This is a genomic window from Roseateles sp. P5_E1, assembly GCF_054049335.1.
The window spans coordinates 401,141-421,175 of sequence record NZ_JBFUMN010000001.1; the positions used below are offsets into that span (position 1 = coordinate 401,141).

Consider the following 20,035-nt stretch of genomic DNA (forward strand, 5'->3'; position numbering starts at 1 on the left):
CTCGCCATGCAGATCCAGCTGAGCTCCGACGACTATCTGTCAGCGATTCGCGCCGGCTTCAAGCCTCGCCCTGCATTTGCAGCGCTCGGCATCTTGATCGTCGTCCTTGCCCTGGCCGCGTTGGTCTTCATGCTGGGTTCGTGGTGGCGAGGGGAAGGCTCCTGGTCTGATGTGCTGGGCGTGCTGGCGATCTGCTACTTCCCCGCCTGGTATTGGTTTTATCTGCCGTGGAAGGTGCGGCGCCTGTATGCGCAGCAGCGATCACTTCACCAGCCGGCATCGGTCGAGATTGGCGAAGCCGGCCTGCAGTTCCGGACGGTGAATGGCGAAGGCTTGATGCCCTGGGAGAACGTCTACCGATGGCGAGAAACCAAGGTGGTTTTTGTTCTCTACCAGTCTGATCTGTTGTTCAGTTTGATCCCCAAGCGGTACTTCGACTCGATGGAAGCTCAAGGTGATTTCAGGGCAATGCTGGTGCGCCAGGTGGGACCTGCGAATACGCCGCGCAAGCTGTCTTGAGGCCCGGCAGCGCCGCGCGCCAACCGGGCTGCGGGTGCCGAGGCGGACATGCGCCAGGCAGCGGGCTATCCGGCCCATCGCCGACTTGTTCGTTGCCAGGTGCAGTTTGTCGCCTGCCGATGCCGCTCATGGATGCGCTTTGCAAACTGCGCAGGCTGCAGCCCTTGCAAGGAACTCCCATGCGCTCTATTCGATGATGGCCGGCCTGCTGTCGGCGGCCCTGGCCGTGCCCTGCGCCCCGGGCCGCCGCACGCAGGTGCACTGCGCTCTCGCCCGGATTTGGCTGACTTATTGAACGTTGATGGCCGTGATCGTTGCCGTCGAGCCGGACCAGCCGGCTTGCGACACGATGTACAGAATGCCGTTCGGTGACAGCGCGAGATTGCCCGATGCTGGATAGCTCCAGATCGTTCGGTGTGCCGAGCGATCGATGACGTAGGTCGAGGTGTTGGTACTGATGATCACGGTGTTCTTCGTGAGCAGGACCTCGCTGACGAATTCCGTATCGCCAGACGCCTGGGGCGTCCAGGACCAGAGCAGCGAGCCGTCGGCTTCCGAGCGGGCCTCGAGTCGCAAGGGGTTGTTGTTGGCCGCGTAGACGACGCCCGCGTCATAGGCCGGCGTCGAGGGGTAGACGCCCCTGATGGACCAGTCGACGGTCCGCGACTGGAGGTTGAAGTGCAGGAGTGAATTGCCGATCCCTCCGCCATTCAGAAAGCTGTTGGCATAGGCCGCGGCGAACACGGAGTTGGCGCCGCCGAGGACGGGGGAGCCGCCGATTTCGTAGATGTAGTTCGTGAAGGACGGATCGGCGATGCTCATCTTGAGCGCGCCGGAAACAGGGTCGAACACCTGCAGGGAGTTGCCGGTATAGGCATACACCGCGTTGGCGTCGACGGCTGGGGTCCACGCAGATTGCTGTGCGGCTCCGGCAAAGTACAACTCGGTGCCCTGCGTGCTGAATGCATACAGCCCGCCGTAGGTTCCCGCGTTGGTGTACACGCCTGAGGGCCCCACGGTGGGAGCGAGATAGTGCTCCCACTGAGATGACATGCGGGACTTGAACAGCACGGTGCCGTTGCTGGCGTCCAGGCCGAACATATAGGTCGACGATTGCTGACCGGCCGCGACATAGACGACCCCGTTGCTGACGGCCGGCGGATTGGTGGAAGGGTAGGGCAGCTCGCCGAAGCTGTAGCTCCAGACGCCGGCACCGTCATGCTCACGCCGAGCCGAAACGGCGTTGTCTCCGGCGATGTAGAAGTTGCCGCCTGCCGTGGTGACCGTGCCGAGGTTGAAGCGGCCGTTGAAATAGATGAAGGACGGCACCGTGATTTGCCAGCGGGTGTCGAACTTGTTGGCGTCGAGCGTGACCGGCACGTAGCCGGTGTGGGCGGCGTTGCCCTGGAACGTGGCCCATTCCGGTGCGCCCGCGACGGGCGAGAGCGCCGTCAGGTGATTGCCCGGCCAGGCGCCACCTGCGGCAAGGACGTTGACGCTGTAGTTCACGAACAGCGTCGATGTCGCCTGCGGCGCAGCGCAGGCCGCATCCTGGCAGAGGCTCACCACCGCCTGCCCGGCATGGACGCCTGCCGTGGCGGAGCCGGCGGTCGAAAACTCCAGGACATAGCTGCCACCGCTGGCGGTGACTGCGACGGTCGAGCCGATCACGCCGTCCTTGTCGCTCGCCTTGGCGTAGACGGTGCCAGTGAGGCCGAGCGCCGCGCCGTCGAGCGTCACCAGCGGAGCGACCGAGGTGCCCGCCACCGTCATGCGAGTGACCTTGGCGGCAGGCTGGACAGCCAGGCGGATCTTTGCATTGGCCGAGCCGCCGGGCCCCGTCGCCGTGACGGTGAAGTCGGCGGGAGCGGTGCCGGCGGTAGGCGTGCCCGAGATGGCGCCCGTGGTGGTGTTCAACGCAAGGCCGGCCGGCAGCGCGGGTGCGACGCTGAACGACGTCACGGTGCCTGATGTGGTCGGCGCCAGCGTCGATGTCGCCTGGTCCTGCACGTAGGCCTGGGGTGCGGCGTAGGACAGCGTCGGTGCTGGCGGCGTCGGCGTGCTGCTGCCGCCCCCACCGCCACAGCCGATGGAAATTGCAGCGCAAACCAAGGCTGCGCAAAGACCCGTGGCCCTCATATCCGTCCTCCCCGTGCTTTTGATGTCGTCCCGCATGCGGGCGCGGCGATTCTAGAAGCGCCCTGGCGCAGCATTCGGGGTGGATGCCGAAGGCGCTGATGGCATTCTTCACGGCCCCCAATTGCTTGCTGATCACGCTTGCGTTGCGCTACCGGCGGCGGGTGGAGAACGCCAGAGCCGCCTGAGCTCGCCATGCAGATCCAGCTGAGCTCCGACGACTATTTGTCAGCGATTCGCGCCGGCTTCAAGCCTCGCCCTGCATTTGCAGTGCTCGGCATCTTGGTCGTCGTCCTTGCCCTGGCCGCATTGGTCTTCATGTTGGGTTCGTGGTGGCGAGGGGAAGGCTCTTGGTCTGACGGGCTGGGCGTGCTGGCGATCTGCTACGTCCCCGCCTGGTATTGGCTTTATCTGCCATGGAAGGTGCGGCGTCTGTATGCGCAGCAGCGCTCACTTCACCAGCCGGCATCGGTCGAGATTGGCGAAGCCGGCCTGCAGTTCAGAACCGTGAATGGTGAAGGGCTTCTGCCTTGGGGGAACGTCTACCGGTGGAGAGAGACCAAGGTGGTTTTTGTTCTCTACCAATCGGACGTGTTGTTCAACTTGATCCCCAAGCGATGCTTTGGCTCGGTGGAAGCTCAAGGTGAATTCAGGGCAATGCTGGTGCGCCAGGTGGGGCCTGCCAATACGCCGCGCAAGCTGTCTTGAGGCCCGGCAGCGCCGCGCGCGCCAACCGGTCTGAGGCAGCTTTCTGCACTTAGCCATACTTGGCGGCCTCGCTCGAGATTCGCCGCCGCGCCGAAATTAGGTCACGTCCACGTTGATAGAGGCTGGCGGCTAGCGCGATCACAGAAATGCCGACCAAGTACCAGAGAACATCTGGTTGACGGGACTGCATATAGGTGCTGAAAAACATCACCGCCGTTATGACCAGCATTAATGGCGCACCCGACTGCCAATATGGAGGAAGGGGCTGGGATCGATTCAGGCAATGGAGGTTAGTTATCCCCTCAATGCGATAGTGCAGTTGATAATCAACTTTGGGGGCGCTAAAGAGCACATGAATTAGCAACTCCTCGCCCGGATTTACAAGACAAGACTCCAAAACGATGGATTGCTCGCTATTGAGAGAAACAATGCATTCGACCTGCTTGGGGTGACCCCATCCCTCCACAGAAATTATCTCCCCTGCTGAAAAAGTAATTTCTAGAGAGCGATGAAACTCATTTGGTCGAATTGGTTGATTGCCGGAATTCTTTAATGCGAACAGTATCGAATGAACGTTATCAACAGGTTGCCCATCGAGAAACATGGTCACTCTATTTGACAACGCCTCATGTACCGATAAAAGGCGTCTAGATGAAACGATTCCAAAGGCAAGCTCTCGTACTGGCCTGTTTTGTCGATAAAGCCATGTCAGCATGAGGCCTATGACCGCCGCAATCGCGCCGACCAAACCCCAAGATGCATCTCTCGCTAATGTCAAAATATTCTGAACTTCCATCAGCTCCTCCCAGGGGCGCCGTGTTGCGCTGCGTTAGACGTGAGTAGAAAATATTCCGCAAACAAGTAAAAAGGCCCGTAGCGACTAGCTGCGGGCCTTTATTTCACAAGCTTAAAATGATCGGCTTCAGAACGGAATATCGTCATCCATATCGTCAAACCCCGTCGCCGCCTTGGGCGCCGCAGCCGGCGCGCGCGGAGCGGGCGGGCGCTGGGCCGCAGCCGGGCGCGCTGCCGGGCKGGCACCGCCCTCGTCTCCACCGCCACGGCTGTAGCCGCCACCGCCACCTTCGCCGCCACCCGCACCGCGGCCGTAGCTGGCGCCACCACCGCCGCCTTCATCACCACCGCCGGCGCCATCACGGCCGCCCAGAAGTTGCATTTCCTGGGCAATGATCTCGGTCGTGTAGGTGTCGCGGCCTTCCTTGTCCTGCCACTTGCGGGTCTTCAGGCGGCCTTCGACATAGAGGGGGCGGCCCTTCTTGACGTACTCGCCGACGATCTCGGCCAGGCGGTCGTTGAAGACGACGCGGTGCCATTCCGTCTCTTCCTGGCGCTCGCCGCTCTCGCGGTTCTTCCAGTTGCGGGTGGTCGCCAGGCTGAGGGTGACCCAGGCGCCGCCGCTCGGGTTGTAGCGAACCTCGGGGTCTTTGCCGACGTTGCCGATGATGATGACTTTGTTGACGCTGGCCATGACGCTCGTCCGAATTCGATGGGGAAGGGGCGAATTATGCCGAGGGGCTCGCCGAACCCCGTCAGCAACTCCACGTAGACCGCATCCCGCACCCCGGGGCCCGCACTTCGTCTCTCCACTCGCCGCCCGCCCGATGGGGCTCCCTAAGATGAAGCCATGAACTCCCCCGACCCTCGCTCCAGCAACCGCCGCCCGAATGTGCGGCTGTGGCTGGCGTACGCCGGGACTTGCGCGCTGGCCTGGTGCCTGTTCGTGCTGGCGGGCAGCGAGTTCGACCGCGGCCTGGACCCGTTCTGGCTGGCCGTCTACCAGGCCACCACCATGCTGTGGGCGCCGATGCTGCTGGGCGTCGCCGTCTGGCCGGTGGCCCGCCGCCTGCACGGCACCGATGCCGGCGCGGCCGCGACCGCCCTGGCGCATGCGATGGCGGCGCTGTCCTTCTCGGCGCTGTGGCAGGCGGGCGAGTTCGCCGTCAACGCCGCCCTGTTCGGCACCGACCACGCCGGCGCCGTGCTGCTGGCCGGCCTGCTGTGGCGCTCGGTGTGGGGCTTCGTGGTCTACGCAGCAATAGCCACCGCCTTCACCGCCGTGCTGCAGTCGCGCGCGGCGCGCTCGGCGGCCGTGCACGCCGCCCAGGCTGAAAGCGCCCTGGCCAAGGCCGAGCTGTCGGCCATCAGCGGCAAGCTGAACCCGCATTTCCTGTTCAACACGCTGAACTCGCTGATCGCCCTGACCCGCAAGGACCCGGCCGCCGCCGAGGCCTCGCTGCTGAAGTTCGCCGCCATGCTGCGCTATGTGCTGGACACCAAGCGCGGCGCCGAGGACCGCGTGATGCTGTCCGACGAGATCGATTTCCTGCGTGACTACCTGGCCCTGGAAGCCCTGCGCCTGGGCTCGCGGCTGCGCGTGGACTGGGACCTGGAGGAGCGCGTGATGGCCGACGAGCTGCCGCCGCTCACCCTGCAGCCCCTGGTCGAGAACTCCATCCTGCACGCCGTGGCCACCCGCAAGGGCGGCGGCAAGGTGACCATCACCGCGCGCCGCAATGCGCTCAACCATGGCCTGGACCTGGCCGTGGCCGATGACGGCCCCGGCTGCGAGCCCGAGGCCCTGGAGCCCCAACCCGGCCAGCGCCGCGGCGTGGGCCTGGCGGCGCTGAAGAAGCGCTTCGCCCTGGACTACGACGGCCAGGCGCGCCTGCGCATCCACACCGCTCCCGGCGCAGGATTTCGCGTCGACCTCTTCATTCCTCAGACATGAACACGACCACCGTTCTCATCGCCGAAGACGAACACCTGGCTGCCGAAGCCCTGGCCGACTGGGTCAAGGCCACGCCGGGCCTGCAGCTGGTGGCTGTCTGCGAGGACGGCGACGATGCACTGGCGCAGATCCGCGCGCTCAAGCCCGCGCTGGTGCTGACGGACATCCAGATGCCGGGCCTGACGGGTTTGCAAGTGGTGCAGGCCCTGCAAGGCGAGGCCCACCAGCCGCGCATCATCTTCACCACCGCCTATGACCAGCACGCGCTGACGGCCTTCGAGCTGCATGCGGTGGACTACCTGCTCAAGCCCTTCTCGCGCGAGCGCTTCGACGAGGCGATCAGCCATGTGCTGCGCGACGCCTCGCCCAGCCCTGCCGACGTGGCCCAGGCGCTGGGCGCACCGGCCGACGCGCCGCTGACGCGCCTCTTGGTGCGCGACCAGGGCAAGATCTTCCCGCTGCAGGTGGACGCCATCGAGTGCCTGCGCTCCGACAACAAGTACACCGCCATCACCAGCAAGGGCCGCAGCTTCCTGGTGCGGCTGCCGATTGCCGATTTTGAGACGCGGCTGGACCCGGCGAAGTTCCTGCGCGTGCAGCGCGGCTGCATCGTCAACCTGGATTTCGTCGAGAGCATGACCCCGGACGAGAACTCCCAGCTCGTCGTGCAGCTGCGTGACGGCACGCGCATCACGGCCAACCGTGAGGTGTCCAAGATGTTGAGGGAGCAGTCGCTATGAAGACCAACACCTTGAAGAGGCGCCTCCTGCCGGCGTTGCTGCTGGCAGCCCTCGGCCTGGCGCAGGCCCAGCCTCACCCGCACCCCACGCCAGCGACGCCCCCCACTCCCGCCACGCCGGCGACACCAGCAACGCCAGCCACTCCCGCCACGCCAGCGACACCAGCCACTCCTCCGACGCCGGCGACACCAGCGACGCCGGCCACTCCTCCGACACCAGCGACACCAGCGACGCCGGCCACCCCAGCAATGCCCGGCCGCATCTACGCCCCCGGCGCCTTCGATCGCCTGGAGCTGGCCGGCGCGGCGCGCGTCATCCTCGTGCAGGGCGAGCGCGACCAGTGTTTCATCGCCGGCGACGCCGAGGTGCAGAAGAGCGTCGAGGTCGAGCTGGCCGACCGCCAGCTCATCATTCGCCCGACCGGCGGCTGGAAGTTCTGGCACAGCCAAAAGCTGTTCGTGCAGGTGGAGATGCGTCAGCTGAAGGGGCTGTCGCTGTCCGGCGCCAGCGACGTGCACGCGCCCTTGCCCCTGCGCGCCGACCAGCTCAAGCTCTTCATCAGCGGCGCAGGCCTGGTGCGGCTGGACCAGCTGCAGGCCAAGCAGCTCACCTTTGTCATCTCGGGTGCCGGTGACGGCCAGCTCGGCGGGCGCGTTGAGGACCTGGCGCTGCAGATCTCCGGCAAGGGCAAGGTGGTCGCCGACCGCCTGCAGGCCCAGCGCGCCCGTGTCAGCGTCAGCGGCATCGGCAATGTGCTGCTGTGGGTGACCGACGAGCTGGCGGCCAATATCTCGGGCATCGGCTCGGTGGACTACTTCGGCAACCCGTCGGTGCAGCGCTCGGTGTCGGGCATGGGCTCGATCAGCGCACGCGGCGAACGGCGGAACTAGGTATTTCGACAAGCAGGCTCGGTGCCGCGAACACCATGCCAGCCAGTGAGTTTTGCTACCGGATCATTGACCGCCGAGACTTGGCCGCGGCCATCGGTTGCGACGTGGCATTCAGTGCATCTGCCCTGTACTGCCGGTGAGCCGAGAAGGCGCCGGCCGTGACCTCGATGTCCGCGCCGGAAATGCCCGCTCCACGGGCGACGTCGCGCCACTGGTCGACCACGGCCGCCACCTCTTCGACGATGGCGCCTGCCTCGGCGTCTGTGAGTCGATAAAACGCAGCTGTCGACCGCACCGTGCTCATGCTCGGGCGGTTGTCGACATCGTCGATGTTGAGCACATGCTCCGCTTTGTCGACGTTCGGGTTGACATCGAAGGCAGGAGACAGCCGCCAGCCATCTTTGCCGAGCAGGAACCCGTGATTGCGCAGGTGATCGTCTCGATTGCCGACGGCGACATTGAAAGCCACTCGACGGAACAGCTGCTTGAGGTCGCTGGCGACGTATGCAGGGTCTCCACCGGCACTCAGGAATTGGGCGAGCTCAAGGTAGCTCGCGCCCTCACTCTGTTCCCGCCGGAGCAGCGTCATGGCGGACGCATAGAACTGCCGCTTGCCATTCTCGCGATCGAATCGCTGGACGCAGAAGGTGTGGAACTCGCTGTTCAACCTGACCGCGCGGGCGGCTGGAACACTGACGCCGGCCCTCTTGGCCATGGTGTGGACAGCGGCCTCCCAGGCGCCTATGTCCCGGTCATCGTCACGCGATGGGAATTTCCCGATCCAGAGCGAGCCGTCCTGCTCGGCGAAGTTCGCTTTCGGCCTGGCCCCGCCCAATGAAGCGCCTGGCGCCACCAGCACGGCCAGCCACCGACGCAGCGCGTCAAGATCGTCGATGCGCTTGCTCGTTAGCAACGTGGCCACGGCCTCGAGCTCGCGCAGGTTGGTCACGGGGGGTGCGGCCATCTTTTCGGCGCCGAGGAATTCCTCGGCGCCCTCCAGGCGGAATCGCAGCCCGCCTTGACGCGTGAAGTCCTGAACGCCGATCAGGAAATCCCAGGCATAAAGGTTCCGGGGCGTTCGGCCTTCGTCCTTCGCCTGCAGAGCTTCTCGTCGCTTCATGAGCGTTTGGCCCCAGCGGTCCGGGGACGAGTCCAGGAAGATGCCGAAGTTGCCCAGCTCTGGCTTCGGAAAGTAGGGCTGGTCGCCGAGGGACAAATCGGGATCGACCGAAAATGCCATCGGGTCCTTCAGCCAGTCCCGCTCGTAGACGAAACGGACCTGGCCGCGATCGTGAGACAGCGTGCCTACACGCCGCGCGTCTTCAAGATCACAGTCGAGCCAGACCTCCAGGTTCGAGCCGCTCATCAAGATCCTCTCGGCGAGGACGCTGGCATGGCGCCGCGCTTTCGAGCGGGCTTGGGCTCCAACGCCAGGTCCTGAAGCTTGCGGCCCACCTGGTCGTCGGCCGCGAGCGACTCGATGTCCTTCTCGAGGCCCAGTACGGCGAGCACCCTCAGATAGGTCCCAAGTGTCGCGCCGGGATCGCCAGCCTCCACGTTGTAAAGGGAGGAGCGCGAGATCCCGGCCCGGAGCGCAACGGTCATGGAGCTGAGCTTGCGGCGCAGCCGCGCCAGGCGCAGCCGCTCACCAAGAGCAGCAAGAAGACGCTGCTCCTGGGGGAAAACGACCGGCGGTTTGCTGGGCATCGGACAGGTAATCCGGTTCGAAAATGTCCACCATTATGAACATTTTCACCATATTTTGTCCAGCATGGTGGGTTGGTGCCGTTCAAGCGCTCAAGCGTTGCGCACGACCAAGCGCCGCGCGGCAGCGCCTACCGTGTCAAGCTGCTTGCCAGGATATGCAAGAGCCGGGCATCAAGCACAGCACCAAGCTCCTATCCGGCGGGGAAACGCGCCTACCGCGGGTGGGATCGGGCGAGCGAGCGGTATCGCCAGGCGGCCAGCAGCCCGCCCAGGGACATCAGCCACAGCGAGGACGGCTCCGGCACCGGAGCAAAGGACTGGGCCCAGTTCAGCCCCGAGGGCGACGTGATCGTGAACAGCGACATGTCCGCAGGCACGTACAGGCCGGTGTTGGGGTCGAGCAGCGAGATCGCCGAGATGCCGTTCCAGTACGAAGAGTGGCCGAAATCGGCAGTGACCGAGGCTGCTTCGCTGGTGCTGCATTGTGGGTCGCTCAAGCAGTCGATCTTGCCCGCAGACACCGTCAGCCGCTCCGTGAAGGTGAAGGGCGTGCCCAGCGTGATGGTGATTTTGATGTTGTGGATGCCCGAGTAGTACAGCGGGCCGCCAGCCACGGCGCTGACGAAGTCGACTGGGAACCCGCCCGGGAATGCAGGGTTCGAGTGGGCGCCCCAGCTGCCGAGGAAACCGGCTCCGTTCAAAGAGAAGTTCACCGAGGAATAGCCGCCCCCGGTCGGGTCGATCATGCCTTGCAGCGTGACACCCATGGTGACGCGCGCCTGCGTACCGTTGAGACCGGCCGAGCTGATTGTGATGTCCTCCCCGTACGCGCCTTCGGCAAAGGCGGTGCCCAGGTGGTTGCCGGCGCCGGCGAAGCTGGAGGCGTAGAGCTTGATGACACCCAGGGCCACCGACGCATCAGCCGTGCCGCCAGCGCCGTTGCCGGCGGCTGATGACGAGGCGCTGAACGTGCCGCTGTCGAAATCGTCCACGGGCGGGTCGAATTGCGTGCCAAGCGCGCTGGCCGACGTCCTGGCGATGGTCGAGCCTGCGGATGCTGCGAAGGCGCAGCCGAGGGCGGTCAGGCCCACCAGAAGATGCCGGAATTTCATGAAGCCACTCCTTGACCGCCCGGCGAACTGCGGGCCGAGGCTTTTCTACGCCTGCGCTTGGGGAGGGTCAATCGATGTGGCGCCGATCCCCCTAGGACGGCGAGCTACCTATTGATGACGAACCGCGGCACCAAGGGTTCGATCAGCGCCCGCGGCGAGAAGAAACCTTCCGTGGACAGCCGCTGATCGCTACCTAAACTCCTCGCCAAATTGCGGGGAGGAATTCGATGGTTGCGTGGAAGAAGGCCGTCACGGCCCTGGTGGGTGTGGTGGCGGTGGTGGGCGGCGGCTGGTGGGCGTCGCAAAAGCTCGGGCAACCGGCCCTGCCCAGCAGCGCCGAGATCGGTGGCGAGCAGGCGGCCTTTGCGCTGCTGGACTGCAAGGCCCGACTCTTCGACGGCTCGCCGGCCATCGCGCTGAGCTTCACGCAGCCGCTGGACAGCAAGCAGGACTTCGGCGCCCTCGTCAGCGCGCAGGAAGGCGCCGCGCCAACCACCACCGACGGCAAGAAGGAGCCGGCGCCGGACGCCAGCTTCAAGCCGCTGGCCGCCCGCTGGGTGCTGGGCGACAACCCCCGCGTGCTCTACCTGCCCTTCGTGACGCCGGACCGCAGCTTTCGCTTCGCGTTCAACGCCCAGCTGGGGGCGAAAACCGGCGCCAAGCTCGCGACCGCGCAGAAGTGCGAGGCTGTCAGCGAGACCATGCCCGACAGCTACTACTTCGCCAGCCGCGGCCTGGTGCTGCCGGCCGGCCAGAACGGCGGCTTGCCGGTCGTGACCATCAACACGCCCGAAGTGGACGTGCAGTTCCTGCGCATCAAGCCGGCCTCGCTGCCGGCCTTCCTGGAGCAGGTCAGCGGCCGGCGCGAGCGCCAGGTGAACTCTGGCGAAGAGGACGGCGAGGGCGGTTACTACTACGACGGCTACAACGACAACCAGCGGCGGCTCAAGGGCACCGTGGGCGGCTGGGTGCTGGACGAGCTGCGCGCCATGAGCGACAGCGTCTACCTCGGCCGCTTCACGACCGATGCACGGCCGAACCGGCGCAACGTCAGCTTCCTGCCCGTGGAAGGCATCAAGGAGCTGCAGGAGCCCGGCATCTACGTGGCCATCATGAACCAGCCCGGCCGCTTCGGCTGGGACTACCAGGTCACGCATTACTACGTCACCGACGTCGGCCTGCACCTGCGCCGGCATGCCGAGCAGATGGATGTGTTCGCCACGTCCCTGAAGAGCGGCGGAGCGCTGTCAGGGGTGGAGCTCAGCCTGGTCGATGAGAACGGCAAGGCGCTGGCCCAGGCGCAGACCGATGGCGACGGCCACGCCGTGTTCACCGGCCGCAGCGACAAGGCACGCGCCGTGCTGGCGCGCAAAGGCAAGGAGATGTCCATCCTGTCGCTGCGCGACGCGGCCTTGGACCTGAGCGAGTTCGACGCCACCGGCCACCCCTCGCGCAGCAACAAGCTGTTCGTTTACGCCGGCCGCGACCTGTATCGGCCGGGCGAGAACTTCCAGGTGTCCGTGCTGGCGCGTGATGCCGACGGCAAGCCGCTGCCCAAGCCCTTGCCGATCACGCTGACCGTCAAGAAGCCCGACGGCAGCAAGCTCGTCGAGCAACTCGTGCAGCCAGGCAAGACGGGCACTGGCTACTACCAGCAAGGCATCACCTTGCCGGCTGACGCGCCCACCGGTGGCTGGACCATCCAGGCCCGCGTCGACCCCGGTGCAAAGACCCCCGACGCGCAATGGGCCTTCAAGGTCGAGGAGTTCCTGCCCGAGCGCATGAAGCTCACGCTGACCGCGCCCGAGGGCACCCTCAACGGTGACGGCGGCATCACGGTGCAGGCCCAGGGCGACTACCTCTACGGCGCACCCGCCGGCGGCAACCGGCTGCAGGGCAGCGCCTATTCCGAGCGCCTCCTGATGCCGCTGCCGGCCAAGCTGCCCGGCTTCATCTTTGGCGACCTGGCCGACGACAAGGCCAAGAACCGGCAGGACCTGGAAGAGCAGGAGCTGGACGCCGAAGGCAAGGCCAGCATGAAGATCGCGACGGCATTCGGTGAGCGCAAGTCGCCGATGCGCGTTCACGCGGCCTTCAGCCTGCTGGAGTCCGGCGGCCGGCCGGTCGTGCGCGCCATCGAGCGCACGTGGTGGCCGGCGCCCGTGCTGGTCGGCGCGCGGCCGCTGTTCGACCGCAATGTGTCGGCCGAGAACGGCCTGGCCGAGTTCGAGCTGGCGCGCGTCGACTCGAGCGGCAACTTCAAGCCGAGTAAGGAAGTGCAGCTCAAGCTCATCTACGAGGAGCGCCAGTGGTATTGGCGTTATGACGACGGCCGTGGCTGGAACTCGGGCTTCAACGTCAACGAGGAGCTGGTCGAGGCGCGCAGCCTGGCCTTGAAGGAGCGCACCAAGATCGCACTGCCCGTGCGCTGGGGCCGCTACCGCCTGGAGGTGAAGGACCCCGACACCGGCCTGACGATGCGTTATGGCTTCTACGCCGGCTATGGCGCCCAGGACGCCGACGACATCGGCAACCGGCCCGACCGCGTGCAACTCAAGCTGCAGGGTGCGCCCTTCAAGCCGGGCGACGTGGCCAAGCTGGCCATCAAGCCACCGCATGACGGCGAGGCCATCGTCACCGTCGAAGGCGACCGCGTGTTGTGGACCAAGCGCATCGGCGTGAAGGCCAGCGGCACGGACATCGAGATTCCCGTCGACGCGAGCTGGGCCCGCCACGACCTCTACATCACGGTGGCCGCCTTCCGCCCCGGCAGCCAGGGCGACAAGGTGACGCCGGCCCGCGCGCTGGGCCTGGTGCACCTGCCGCTGAACCGCGAGGACCGCAAGCCCAAGCTGGCACTGACCGTGCCGGCCAAGACGCAGCCGTCGGTGTCGCTGCCCGTCAGCGTCAAGGTGCCGGCCCTGGCCAGCAAACCCGCCATCGTCACCGTCTCGGCGGTGGACGTCGGCATCCTGAACATCACCAACTACAAGACACCCGATCCGCAGGACTTCTTCTTCGGCAAGCATCGCTACGGCGCCGACATGCTGGACCTCTATGGCCGCCTCATCGAGAAGATGGAAGGCAATGTGGCCAAGCAGCGTTTCGGCGGCGACGCCGGCAAGCGCGACTCGCAGTCCATGCCGCGCAAGGTGCTGCTGGTGGACCTGTTCAGCGGACCGGTGCAGCTCGATGCCAAGGGCGAGGCGACCATCAACCTGAAGCTGCCGGACTTCAACGGCACGCTGCGCGTGATGGCGATGGTGTCGAGTGCGGACAGCTATGCGTCGGCCCAGGCGGAGACGGTTGTCGCCGCGCCGCTGGTGGCCGAGCTGAACATGCCGCGCTTTGTGTCGCCGGGGGACAAGGCGACCATCGCTCTAGATGTGACCAACCTCAGTGGTGCGGCGCAGGACGTGAAGGTGTCAGTCACTTCCAGCGGGCCCTTGAAGATCACCGGCGGTGCCGAGAGCCTGAAGCTGGCCGACAAGCAGCGCCAGATCCTGCGTTTCCAGGCCGAGGCCCTGGATGCCTCGGGGCTGGCGCCCATCGAGGTCAAGGTGACGGCGGGGCCGCTGAGCATCACGCGCGAGGAGGCGCTGCAGGTGCAGCCCATCACGCCACTGGTGCGCGAGAGCCGGCGCATCCGCTTGGAGCCCGGCGCCACGCAGACGCTGGACAAGGCACTGCTCGACGCCTTCTGGGCCGGCACGGCCAGTGTGGCGCTGAGTGTGTCCAACACGCCGCCCATCGACATCAAGGACCAGGTCAAGGGCCTCTTGATGTATCCCTATGGCTGCCTGGAGCAGACGACGTCCAGCGCCTACCCGCTCGTCTTCATCGACGACGAGGCGGCAAAGCGCTGGAGCATGACGCCAGTCCCTCGAGAAGAACGCGCGAAACGGTTGGACAGCGCCTTCGCTCGCCTGGCCAGCATGCAGCAGCCCAAGGGCGGCTATGGGCTGTGGGCGTCCAGCAGTCCCTACGAGGGCTGGCTGTCGGCTTACGTGACCGGCTTCCTGCAGGACTCGCGCGATGCCGGTTTCGCCGTGCCCGAGGCCATGCTCAAGCGCTCGCTGGACAACCTGCTGGAGCAGTTCCAGCGCGCCCCGGCCCAGCAGACCACGCCGGCCAAGGAGCCCAAGCGCGACGACAAGGGCCGCATTGCCGACTGGCGCGACGCCGAGACGATGCGCATCGCCCACCAGCGCTTCGCCGAGGCCGCGCACGCCGGCTACATCCTGGCCCGCGAGCAGAAGGCGCCGCTGGCCACGCTGCGCACGCTGCACGATCAGTACCGCAGCCATGCGCTGTCGCCGCTGCCGCTGGTGCAACTGAGCCTCGCGCTGAAGCTGATGGGCGACGAGGGCCGTGCCAAGGTCGCGCTGGACGATGCGATGCAGCGCGGCTACGGCTACCAGCCCGACGACCCCAACAACTACTGGTGGAGCCAGTGGCTGGGCGACTACGGCTCACGCGTGCGCGACCGGGCCCTGGCCTATGCGCTGCTGCTGCGCCACAAGGTCACGCACGAGAAGCGCGAGAACCTGTTGTTCGACCTGTCCGACGACTTCAGCCGCCGCAACTACTACTCGACGCAGGAGCGCCTGGCCCTCTTCCTCGCCGTGCAGGCCGCCACCAACGGCGCAGGCAAGGACGATGGCTGGAAGACTGCGTTGAGTGTGGGCACCAAGGCCGACGCCTGGACCGGCAGCGGCGTGGGCCAGCAGAGCTTCGAGCTCGCCAAGCTCAAGTCGGGCATCGCGCTGAAGAACGAGGGCGCGGCGCCGCTGTACCTCGACGTGACCGCCCAGGGCTACCCGACCAAGCCACTGGCGCCGACCAGCGACCGCATCTCGGTCGAGCGCGCGATGTTCACGACTGACGGCAAGCCGGTGACGGCACGGCAGTTCACCACCGGCGAGATGTTCGTCGTGCGCCTGCGCGTGAAGGCGCCGCAGTCCATCAAGGACGGCCTGATCGTGGACCGCATCCCAGCGGGCTTCGAGATCGAGAACCTCAACCTCAGCCAAGGCCCCAAGGCCGGCGAGTTCACGGTGGAGGGGGTCAACATCGCCCAGGCCAACGCCAACGAACGTATCGTCCACATGGAGTACCGCGACGACCGCTTCGTCGCCGCCGCGTCCCTGGGGCAGACGCTGGATGTCTTCTACCTCGTGCGAGCCGTGACTCCGGGCAAGTACGTGGTGCCGGCGACGTTTGCGGAGGATATGTATCGGCCGGAGGTGAGAGGGATTGGAAAGGCCGAAGGGGAGATCACGGTGGTGGACAAGAAATGAACGCGAAGCTTCGTCTGGCCTCTTGGTTTGTTGCCGTCACCATTCCGGCAAGTGTTTTTACGTTTTCGGCGGCGTTTCCGCGGACTTGCCGGGCGGGAACGTCATCTCCTGTGGATCTGGATGGCTTGCTGTTTTTGATCTTGCATTGGCCGGTGGTACTTTTCGTCCTTCTTGTATTTGTCGTGGGTGTGTGGTGGATCTCAGCCTATGGTTTTCACGACTCGAATCCGCGGCCGCCCAGTGCAGCGGAGCCCGGTGCGCCATTGCCTGACAAAACGGCAAATGAAGCTGTCGCGCCCGACGGCTCAAACCAGGCGGATCCATGATGGTGGCGATTGAGCCCGGTAGGTTAATGGGATGAACGCAGTGAATCCCGACAGAAGCTGCAGCCAAGCGCGGTAGGTCGGGGTGAACGCAGTGAACCCCAACGGTTCTGACCGCCAAGCATGCGTGGGGCTCGCGTGGCTTACCCCAAGCTACCGAGCTTGACGCCACTCAGCTACTAGCCTAGATTAGCCAGACTTAGCCAACCAAGCTGCACCCATGAACGCCGTCAACATGCTCGAAGCCAAGTCCAGCCTTTCCCGGCTGGTGGAGGCCGTGGAAAGCGGCGCGGAGCAGGAGATCGTCATTGCGCGCAACGGCAGGCCTGCGGCCAGGCTGGTGGCGATGTCAGCTCGTCCGCCGGCCGCGCGCATCGGCGTCGCCAAGGGGTTGATCGAGGTGCCCGACGACATCGACGCCCACAACGACGAGGTGGCAAAACTGTTCGGCGTGTCCGGCTTGTGAACCTGCTGCTGGACACCCACATCGCGCTGTGGGCCATCGCGGACAGCCCGCGCCTGCCGGCCAGGGCACGCGAACTCATCCTGGCGCCGGGCAATACGGCTTGGGTCAGCGCTGCGTCGGTGTGGGAGATTTCGATCAAGCACTCGCTGGGGCGCGGTGACATGCCGGTCTCGGGAGCCCAAGCGCTGGCCTACTTCGAGGAATCCGGCTTTCAGCTGCTGGCCGTATCGGGTGAGCATGCGGCGGCGGTGGGCGAATTGCCGGCCCATCATGCGGACCCGTTTGATCGGCTGCTGGCCGCCCAAGCGTTGACCGAGCCGCTGCGGCTGTTGACACATGACGCCACGTTGGCGCGCTACACGGATACGGTCATCCTCGTCTGACGCAGGCGGGATTCGTGGCTTTCGATGCGGCCAGGTGATCGCCTCAAGCCCCCATCGCCCGCCCAATCAACCGATGAAAGTGATGCACCCCCTGCTCCCTCGTCGGCGAATAGCGCCCGCGTTGATAGAAGCGTGAGCGCAGCCCCTGCTGCACGGTCATGACGACGGCCTCGTCTTCCATCTCGACCTGATCGAGCGCGCCGCCGGCGCCGCTGCCCAGCAGCTCGGGCTTCCAGACGTAGCTGCGAAAGCGCACGCGCGTTCGCGCCGGGCCTGTCGTGTTGATTGGCGTGACCTGGTTCAGCGACAGCCCCCAGGGGTAGAAGTTCAGCATCAGGTTGGGGAACACCCACCAGTAGTAGGCGGCGATGCGCTGGCCGTACTCCGCCGCCTCCGCTGGCAGTTCGAAGGCAGTCTCATCGGCCCGCGCCACCGCGAGCTGAAGGTTGCTCCATTCGTGCAGCTCGTAGCGGTACTGGCTCAGGTCCAGCGTCTGCGTCAGGCCCGGGTGCACGAAGGGGATATGCAGGCCTTCGAGGTAGTTCTCGACGTAGAGGGCCCAGTGCGCGTCGAACTCGTAGTCGCGGCTGCGGCTGGCGTCCAGGCGAAAGTCCTGTAGCGGCAGCCAGTGCAGGCGCTGCATGGCCGGGCCGAAGAAGGCGTCGAAGCTGGCGAGCGGTTCCTCCAGCGCGACAAAGCCCTGGCCGCCCCAGTCCTGCAGCGGCAGCTGCGGCAGGTTGTCGCAGGGGCGGGGGAAGTCCAGCGCCTGCTGGAACTCGGGCATGAAGGTCATGCGGCCGTCCAGCTCGAAGCGACGCGAGTGATAGCCGCAGCGGATCTGCGCCGCGTCCTGGCAAGGCTGCTGCACGAGCAGGTTGCCGCGGTGGGTGCAGACATTGCTGAGGCAGCGCAGCGCACCGGCCGCGTCACGCGACAGCAGCAGGGGTTCGTCCAGGCTGCCCGGCAGCAGCGTCTCGGGCTGCAGGCTGCCCGGCGCCTGCACGCCATGCAGATCAGCGAGCCACTGCCAACTGCGCGCGAGCACACGCTCGTACTGCAGGCGCTGCGCGGCGGGGTCGAGGTAGAAGGCCTTGTCCAGCGTCTCGGCGCGTGCGACTTCGGGGTGGACCTGCCAGCGTTGCGAGGTGTCGTTCATGAGGCAGTTTTACCCTCGCGGCCGCTATGGTCGGACACGTGTTTGTCCTCGTAGCATCCGGCTCATGCGCACTGCCTTCACCCTTCTGCTTTCGCTGGCCGCCGGCCTGGCCCACGCCGCACCGCTGCCACCCGTCGCTCGCGCCGAGGTCGACGCGCTGCTGACGCGGCTGCAGGCCTCCGGCTGCGAGTTCAACCGCAACGGCAGCTGGTATGCCGGCGCCGAGGCTAGGGCGCATCTGCTGAAGAAGCTGGAGGTCCTCGAAGGCAAGGACATGGTGCAGACGGCCGAGCAGTTCATCGAACGCGGCGCGGCCACCAGCAGCATGAGCGGCAAGCCGTATCTGGTGCGCTGTGCCGGCAAGGCGCCGGTGGAGAGCGCGCAGTGGCTGAAGGCCGAACTTCAGCAGGTGCGTGCGGCGCGGGCGGCGTCCAGCGCTCGCTAGCTCGTCGTCCGGCGAGATTCGACCGCTATCACCAGGGGTTCAGCACCGGGACCTTGGCGTGTTCGAACTCCGAAACGTCCCGCGTCACCACGGTGAGCCCGTGGTGGGCTGCGGTGGCGGCAATGATCAGGTCGGGTTGGGAGAAGGTGTGCCCGGCCTTGCGCCCGGCGTCCACAAGCAGGCGCCACACCAGCATCACGTCTTCCGATACGGGCAGCACGCGGTGCTCGAACATCGGCCTCACCTTGTGCGTGAGCCAGGCGCTCAGTTCGGCACGGCGGCCGGCATCGGGGACTCGTTCGATGCCGAAGCGGATTTCCGCCAGCGTCACCGTGCTGATGTAGAGGTTCTCCAGCGCCTGCGCGGCCACGAACTCCAGCACGCGAAGCTCGGGCCGGGGCTTGCGTAGCTCGGAGATGACGTTGGTGTCCAGCAGGTAACCGGTCACAGCTCCACATCCCTCACGGGCATGGGCGAGCGGCTCACGTCGAGATCGACATCGCGCCACGGCGAGGCCTGCATGACCTCGATGAGGTCGCGCCCGGTGCGCTCACCCTGCAGGCGGCGGAAGTCTTGCAGGGTGATGACCACCACCTCGTCCCGGCCGTGCACGGTGACGTGTTGCGGCCCCTCGCTGTGGACGCGCCGCACCAGCTCGCTGAAGCGGGCTTTGGCGTCCTGCAATACCCAGTGCCTCGGGTTGGCCGGCCTTTCGGGTTTCGCTGGGTTCACGTTGCGCTCCATTTCTGGTCAGGTTGACCAGAATATATGGGTCAACGAGAAAGTTCAAGCCGTGCGTTTGCGCCGGCTCGTCCAGACAACGCGGCCGGCCCCAGCCCTTGCCGCGCCGATCAGCGCCGCCGCCGGCGAGCCACCCTGATCAACAGCAGCCCGGCGCCCGCCAACGCAAAGCTGCCCGGCTCTGGCACCGAGCTGATGTTGTCGAGCGCAAAGCCGCCGCTGGCAGAGAAGCTGACCGACGTCAGGTTGGCCCAGCTGCTGTCGAACACCACGCTGCCCGGGTTGGCCAGGTCGACGCTGAGCGAGGCCACCTGCGTGCCGCCCAGCAGGCCGACCAAAGCGAGAGTGCCTGGACCGAAGCCCAGGTCGTAGGCCGCCACGTCCAGCGACTGCAGCCCGAAGCCACCGCCGCCGAGCAGGCTGAGCATGAAGGGCGTCGTGTCGAAGCCGCCCACCATCGCGCCGTCCAGCGGCAGGAAGCTGGTGGCTGGCCCGCTGATGACGAAGCCCGCCTCGCCGTAGGTGGCGATGCCGGTGTTGTTGTCGATGTCGATCACACCGGGGTTGTCGAAGGTGACGAGGCCGGCGTGTGCCGCCCCACCGCTGCACATCGCGGCCGCGAGGGCCACGGCGCCGAGGAATCGATTCATGGCTTTGCTC

Annotated in this window: 20 protein-coding genes; 10 read left to right on the forward strand and 10 right to left on the reverse strand. The window is 66.0% G+C overall.

The window, feature by feature from the left end; genetic code table 11:
- Window positions 1-6: 6 nt before the first annotated feature.
- Window positions 7-519, forward strand: a complete 513-nt coding sequence (locus ACXJKJ_RS01965; RefSeq protein WP_457388844.1) for a YcxB family protein — start codon at window positions 7-9, stop codon at window positions 517-519.
- A gap of 288 nt (window positions 520-807) precedes the next feature.
- On the opposite strand, the gene ACXJKJ_RS01970 is transcribed toward ACXJKJ_RS01965, so the two are convergent.
- Entirely contained in the window at window positions 808-2,694 is a 1,887-nt protein-coding gene (locus ACXJKJ_RS01970) for a putative Ig domain-containing protein (protein WP_457388846.1), read from the reverse strand.
- Window positions 2,695-2,850: 156 nt separating this feature from the next.
- Here ACXJKJ_RS01970 and ACXJKJ_RS01975 point away from each other — a divergent pair, with 156 nt between their 5' ends.
- On the forward strand, window positions 2,851-3,363 hold the full coding sequence (locus ACXJKJ_RS01975) for a YcxB family protein (protein WP_457388848.1): 513 nt from the start codon (window positions 2,851-2,853) through the stop codon (window positions 3,361-3,363).
- A 49-nt stretch (window positions 3,364-3,412) separates the two neighbouring features.
- Here ACXJKJ_RS01975 and ACXJKJ_RS01980 read toward each other — a convergent pair whose 3' ends face one another.
- Both ACXJKJ_RS01980 and ssb read right to left on the reverse strand, forming a co-directional pair.
- Window positions 3,413-4,159 carry a hypothetical protein gene (locus tag ACXJKJ_RS01980; protein ID WP_457388850.1) on the reverse strand — a complete coding sequence of 249 codons (747 nt, stop codon included), beginning with the start codon at window positions 4,157-4,159 and terminating at the stop codon, window positions 3,413-3,415.
- A gap of 126 nt (window positions 4,160-4,285) precedes the next feature.
- A complete protein-coding gene (gene ssb, locus ACXJKJ_RS01985; protein ID WP_457388852.1) occupies window positions 4,286-4,852 on the reverse strand; it encodes a single-stranded DNA-binding protein in 567 nt (188 codons plus the stop codon).
- Window positions 4,853-5,008: 156 nt separating this feature from the next.
- Between ssb and ACXJKJ_RS01990 the strand changes: the two genes are divergently transcribed.
- The 3 genes from ACXJKJ_RS01990 to ACXJKJ_RS02000 all read left to right on the forward strand — a co-directional run bounded on the left by ACXJKJ_RS01990 (window position 5,009) and on the right by ACXJKJ_RS02000 (window position 7,742).
- Window positions 5,009-6,112, forward strand: a complete 1,104-nt coding sequence (locus tag ACXJKJ_RS01990) for a sensor histidine kinase (protein WP_457388853.1) — start codon at window positions 5,009-5,011, stop codon at window positions 6,110-6,112.
- Complete coding sequence (locus ACXJKJ_RS01995; RefSeq protein ID WP_057297707.1) at window positions 6,109-6,852, forward strand: LytR/AlgR family response regulator transcription factor; 744 nt, start codon at window positions 6,109-6,111, stop codon at window positions 6,850-6,852. Before ACXJKJ_RS01990 ends, ACXJKJ_RS01995 begins: the two co-directional genes overlap by 4 nt.
- Before the next feature lie 248 nt (window positions 6,853-7,100).
- Window positions 7,101-7,742: a head GIN domain-containing protein gene (locus ACXJKJ_RS02000; protein WP_457388856.1), complete on the forward strand. Its 642-nt coding sequence runs from the start codon at window positions 7,101-7,103 to the stop codon at window positions 7,740-7,742.
- 55 nt (window positions 7,743-7,797) lie between these two features.
- Here the strand turns inward: ACXJKJ_RS02000 and ACXJKJ_RS02005 are convergent, their stop codons facing one another.
- The 3 genes from ACXJKJ_RS02005 to ACXJKJ_RS02015 form a co-directional block, all read right to left on the reverse strand.
- Complete coding sequence (locus ACXJKJ_RS02005) at window positions 7,798-9,108, reverse strand: type II toxin-antitoxin system HipA family toxin (RefSeq protein ID WP_457388858.1); 1,311 nt, start codon at window positions 9,106-9,108, stop codon at window positions 7,798-7,800.
- A complete protein-coding gene (locus ACXJKJ_RS02010; protein WP_056191376.1) occupies window positions 9,108-9,449 on the reverse strand; it encodes a helix-turn-helix domain-containing protein in 342 nt (113 codons plus the stop codon). Before ACXJKJ_RS02010 ends, ACXJKJ_RS02005 begins: the two co-directional genes overlap by 1 nt.
- A gap of 212 nt (window positions 9,450-9,661) precedes the next feature.
- A complete protein-coding gene (locus tag ACXJKJ_RS02015) occupies window positions 9,662-10,561 on the reverse strand; it encodes a PEP-CTERM sorting domain-containing protein (RefSeq protein WP_457321818.1) in 900 nt (299 codons plus the stop codon).
- Window positions 10,562-10,788: 227 nt separating this feature from the next.
- Between ACXJKJ_RS02015 and ACXJKJ_RS02020 the strand changes: the two genes are divergently transcribed.
- From ACXJKJ_RS02020 to ACXJKJ_RS02035, 4 genes are all read left to right on the forward strand, one after another.
- Window positions 10,789-15,861, forward strand: a complete 5,073-nt coding sequence (locus tag ACXJKJ_RS02020) for an alpha-2-macroglobulin family protein (protein ID WP_457388860.1) — start codon at window positions 10,789-10,791, stop codon at window positions 15,859-15,861.
- Window positions 15,858-16,187: a hypothetical protein gene (locus ACXJKJ_RS02025; protein WP_457354898.1), complete on the forward strand. Its 330-nt coding sequence runs from the start codon at window positions 15,858-15,860 to the stop codon at window positions 16,185-16,187. The genes ACXJKJ_RS02020 and ACXJKJ_RS02025 overlap by 4 nt, the downstream gene beginning before the upstream one ends.
- Window positions 16,188-16,404: 217 nt before the next feature.
- The gene (locus ACXJKJ_RS02030) at window positions 16,405-16,650 is read left to right on the forward strand and encodes a type II toxin-antitoxin system Phd/YefM family antitoxin (protein ID WP_457354896.1); all 246 of its coding nucleotides are present in this window, start codon (window positions 16,405-16,407) and stop codon (window positions 16,648-16,650) included.
- A complete protein-coding gene (locus ACXJKJ_RS02035; RefSeq protein WP_457354894.1) occupies window positions 16,647-17,033 on the forward strand; it encodes a type II toxin-antitoxin system VapC family toxin in 387 nt (128 codons plus the stop codon). Before ACXJKJ_RS02030 ends, ACXJKJ_RS02035 begins: the two co-directional genes overlap by 4 nt.
- Before the next feature lie 43 nt (window positions 17,034-17,076).
- On the opposite strand, the gene ACXJKJ_RS02040 is transcribed toward ACXJKJ_RS02035, so the two are convergent.
- Window positions 17,077-18,189: an aromatic ring-hydroxylating oxygenase subunit alpha gene (locus tag ACXJKJ_RS02040; protein ID WP_457388862.1), complete on the reverse strand. Its 1,113-nt coding sequence runs from the start codon at window positions 18,187-18,189 to the stop codon at window positions 17,077-17,079.
- Between the two features lie 64 nt (window positions 18,190-18,253).
- On the opposite strand from ACXJKJ_RS02040, the gene ACXJKJ_RS02045 reads away from it, so the two are divergent.
- On the forward strand, window positions 18,254-18,634 hold the full coding sequence (locus ACXJKJ_RS02045; protein ID WP_056191382.1) for a YfeK family protein: 381 nt from the start codon (window positions 18,254-18,256) through the stop codon (window positions 18,632-18,634).
- 28 nt (window positions 18,635-18,662) lie between these two features.
- Here ACXJKJ_RS02045 and ACXJKJ_RS02050 read toward each other — a convergent pair whose 3' ends face one another.
- The 3 genes from ACXJKJ_RS02050 to ACXJKJ_RS02060 form a co-directional block, all read right to left on the reverse strand.
- The gene (locus ACXJKJ_RS02050) at window positions 18,663-19,082 is read right to left on the reverse strand and encodes a type II toxin-antitoxin system VapC family toxin (RefSeq protein ID WP_056191384.1); all 420 of its coding nucleotides are present in this window, start codon (window positions 19,080-19,082) and stop codon (window positions 18,663-18,665) included.
- Entirely contained in the window at window positions 19,079-19,366 is a 288-nt protein-coding gene (locus ACXJKJ_RS02055) for a type II toxin-antitoxin system Phd/YefM family antitoxin (RefSeq protein ID WP_056192548.1), read from the reverse strand. Before ACXJKJ_RS02055 ends, ACXJKJ_RS02050 begins: the two co-directional genes overlap by 4 nt.
- A 119-nt stretch (window positions 19,367-19,485) precedes the next feature.
- Complete coding sequence (locus tag ACXJKJ_RS02060; RefSeq protein WP_457388864.1) at window positions 19,486-20,025, reverse strand: PEP-CTERM sorting domain-containing protein; 540 nt, start codon at window positions 20,023-20,025, stop codon at window positions 19,486-19,488.
- Between the last annotated feature and the right edge of the window lie 10 nt (window positions 20,026-20,035).

Coding starts and splice junctions, on each gene's coding strand:
- ACXJKJ_RS01980 (WP_457388850.1), bottom strand. CDS start 4,159: ATGGAAGTTCAGAATATTTTGACATTAGCGAGAGATGCATCTTGGGGT.
- ACXJKJ_RS02060 (WP_457388864.1), bottom strand. CDS start 20,025: ATGAATCGATTCCTCGGCGCCGTGGCCCTCGCGGCCGCGATGTGCAGC.
- ACXJKJ_RS02045 (WP_056191382.1), top strand. CDS start 18,254: ATGCGCACTGCCTTCACCCTTCTGCTTTCGCTGGCCGCCGGCCTGGCC.
- ACXJKJ_RS02020 (WP_457388860.1), top strand. CDS start 10,789: ATGGTTGCGTGGAAGAAGGCCGTCACGGCCCTGGTGGGTGTGGTGGCG.
- ACXJKJ_RS02010 (WP_056191376.1), bottom strand. CDS start 9,449: ATGCCCAGCAAACCGCCGGTCGTTTTCCCCCAGGAGCAGCGTCTTCTT.
- ACXJKJ_RS02015 (WP_457321818.1), bottom strand. CDS start 10,561: ATGAAATTCCGGCATCTTCTGGTGGGCCTGACCGCCCTCGGCTGCGCC.
- ACXJKJ_RS02030 (WP_457354896.1), top strand. CDS start 16,405: ATGAACGCCGTCAACATGCTCGAAGCCAAGTCCAGCCTTTCCCGGCTG.
- ACXJKJ_RS01965 (WP_457388844.1), top strand. CDS start 7: ATGCAGATCCAGCTGAGCTCCGACGACTATCTGTCAGCGATTCGCGCC.
- ACXJKJ_RS02025 (WP_457354898.1), top strand. CDS start 15,858: ATGAACGCGAAGCTTCGTCTGGCCTCTTGGTTTGTTGCCGTCACCATT.
- ACXJKJ_RS02000 (WP_457388856.1), top strand. CDS start 7,101: ATGCCCGGCCGCATCTACGCCCCCGGCGCCTTCGATCGCCTGGAGCTG.
- ACXJKJ_RS01975 (WP_457388848.1), top strand. CDS start 2,851: ATGCAGATCCAGCTGAGCTCCGACGACTATTTGTCAGCGATTCGCGCC.
- ACXJKJ_RS01990 (WP_457388853.1), top strand. CDS start 5,009: ATGAACTCCCCCGACCCTCGCTCCAGCAACCGCCGCCCGAATGTGCGG.
- ACXJKJ_RS02005 (WP_457388858.1), bottom strand. CDS start 9,108: ATGAGCGGCTCGAACCTGGAGGTCTGGCTCGACTGTGATCTTGAAGAC.
- ACXJKJ_RS02040 (WP_457388862.1), bottom strand. CDS start 18,189: ATGAACGACACCTCGCAACGCTGGCAGGTCCACCCCGAAGTCGCACGC.
- ACXJKJ_RS01970 (WP_457388846.1), bottom strand. CDS start 2,694: ATGCGGGACGACATCAAAAGCACGGGGAGGACGGATATGAGGGCCACG.
- ACXJKJ_RS01995 (WP_057297707.1), top strand. CDS start 6,109: ATGAACACGACCACCGTTCTCATCGCCGAAGACGAACACCTGGCTGCC.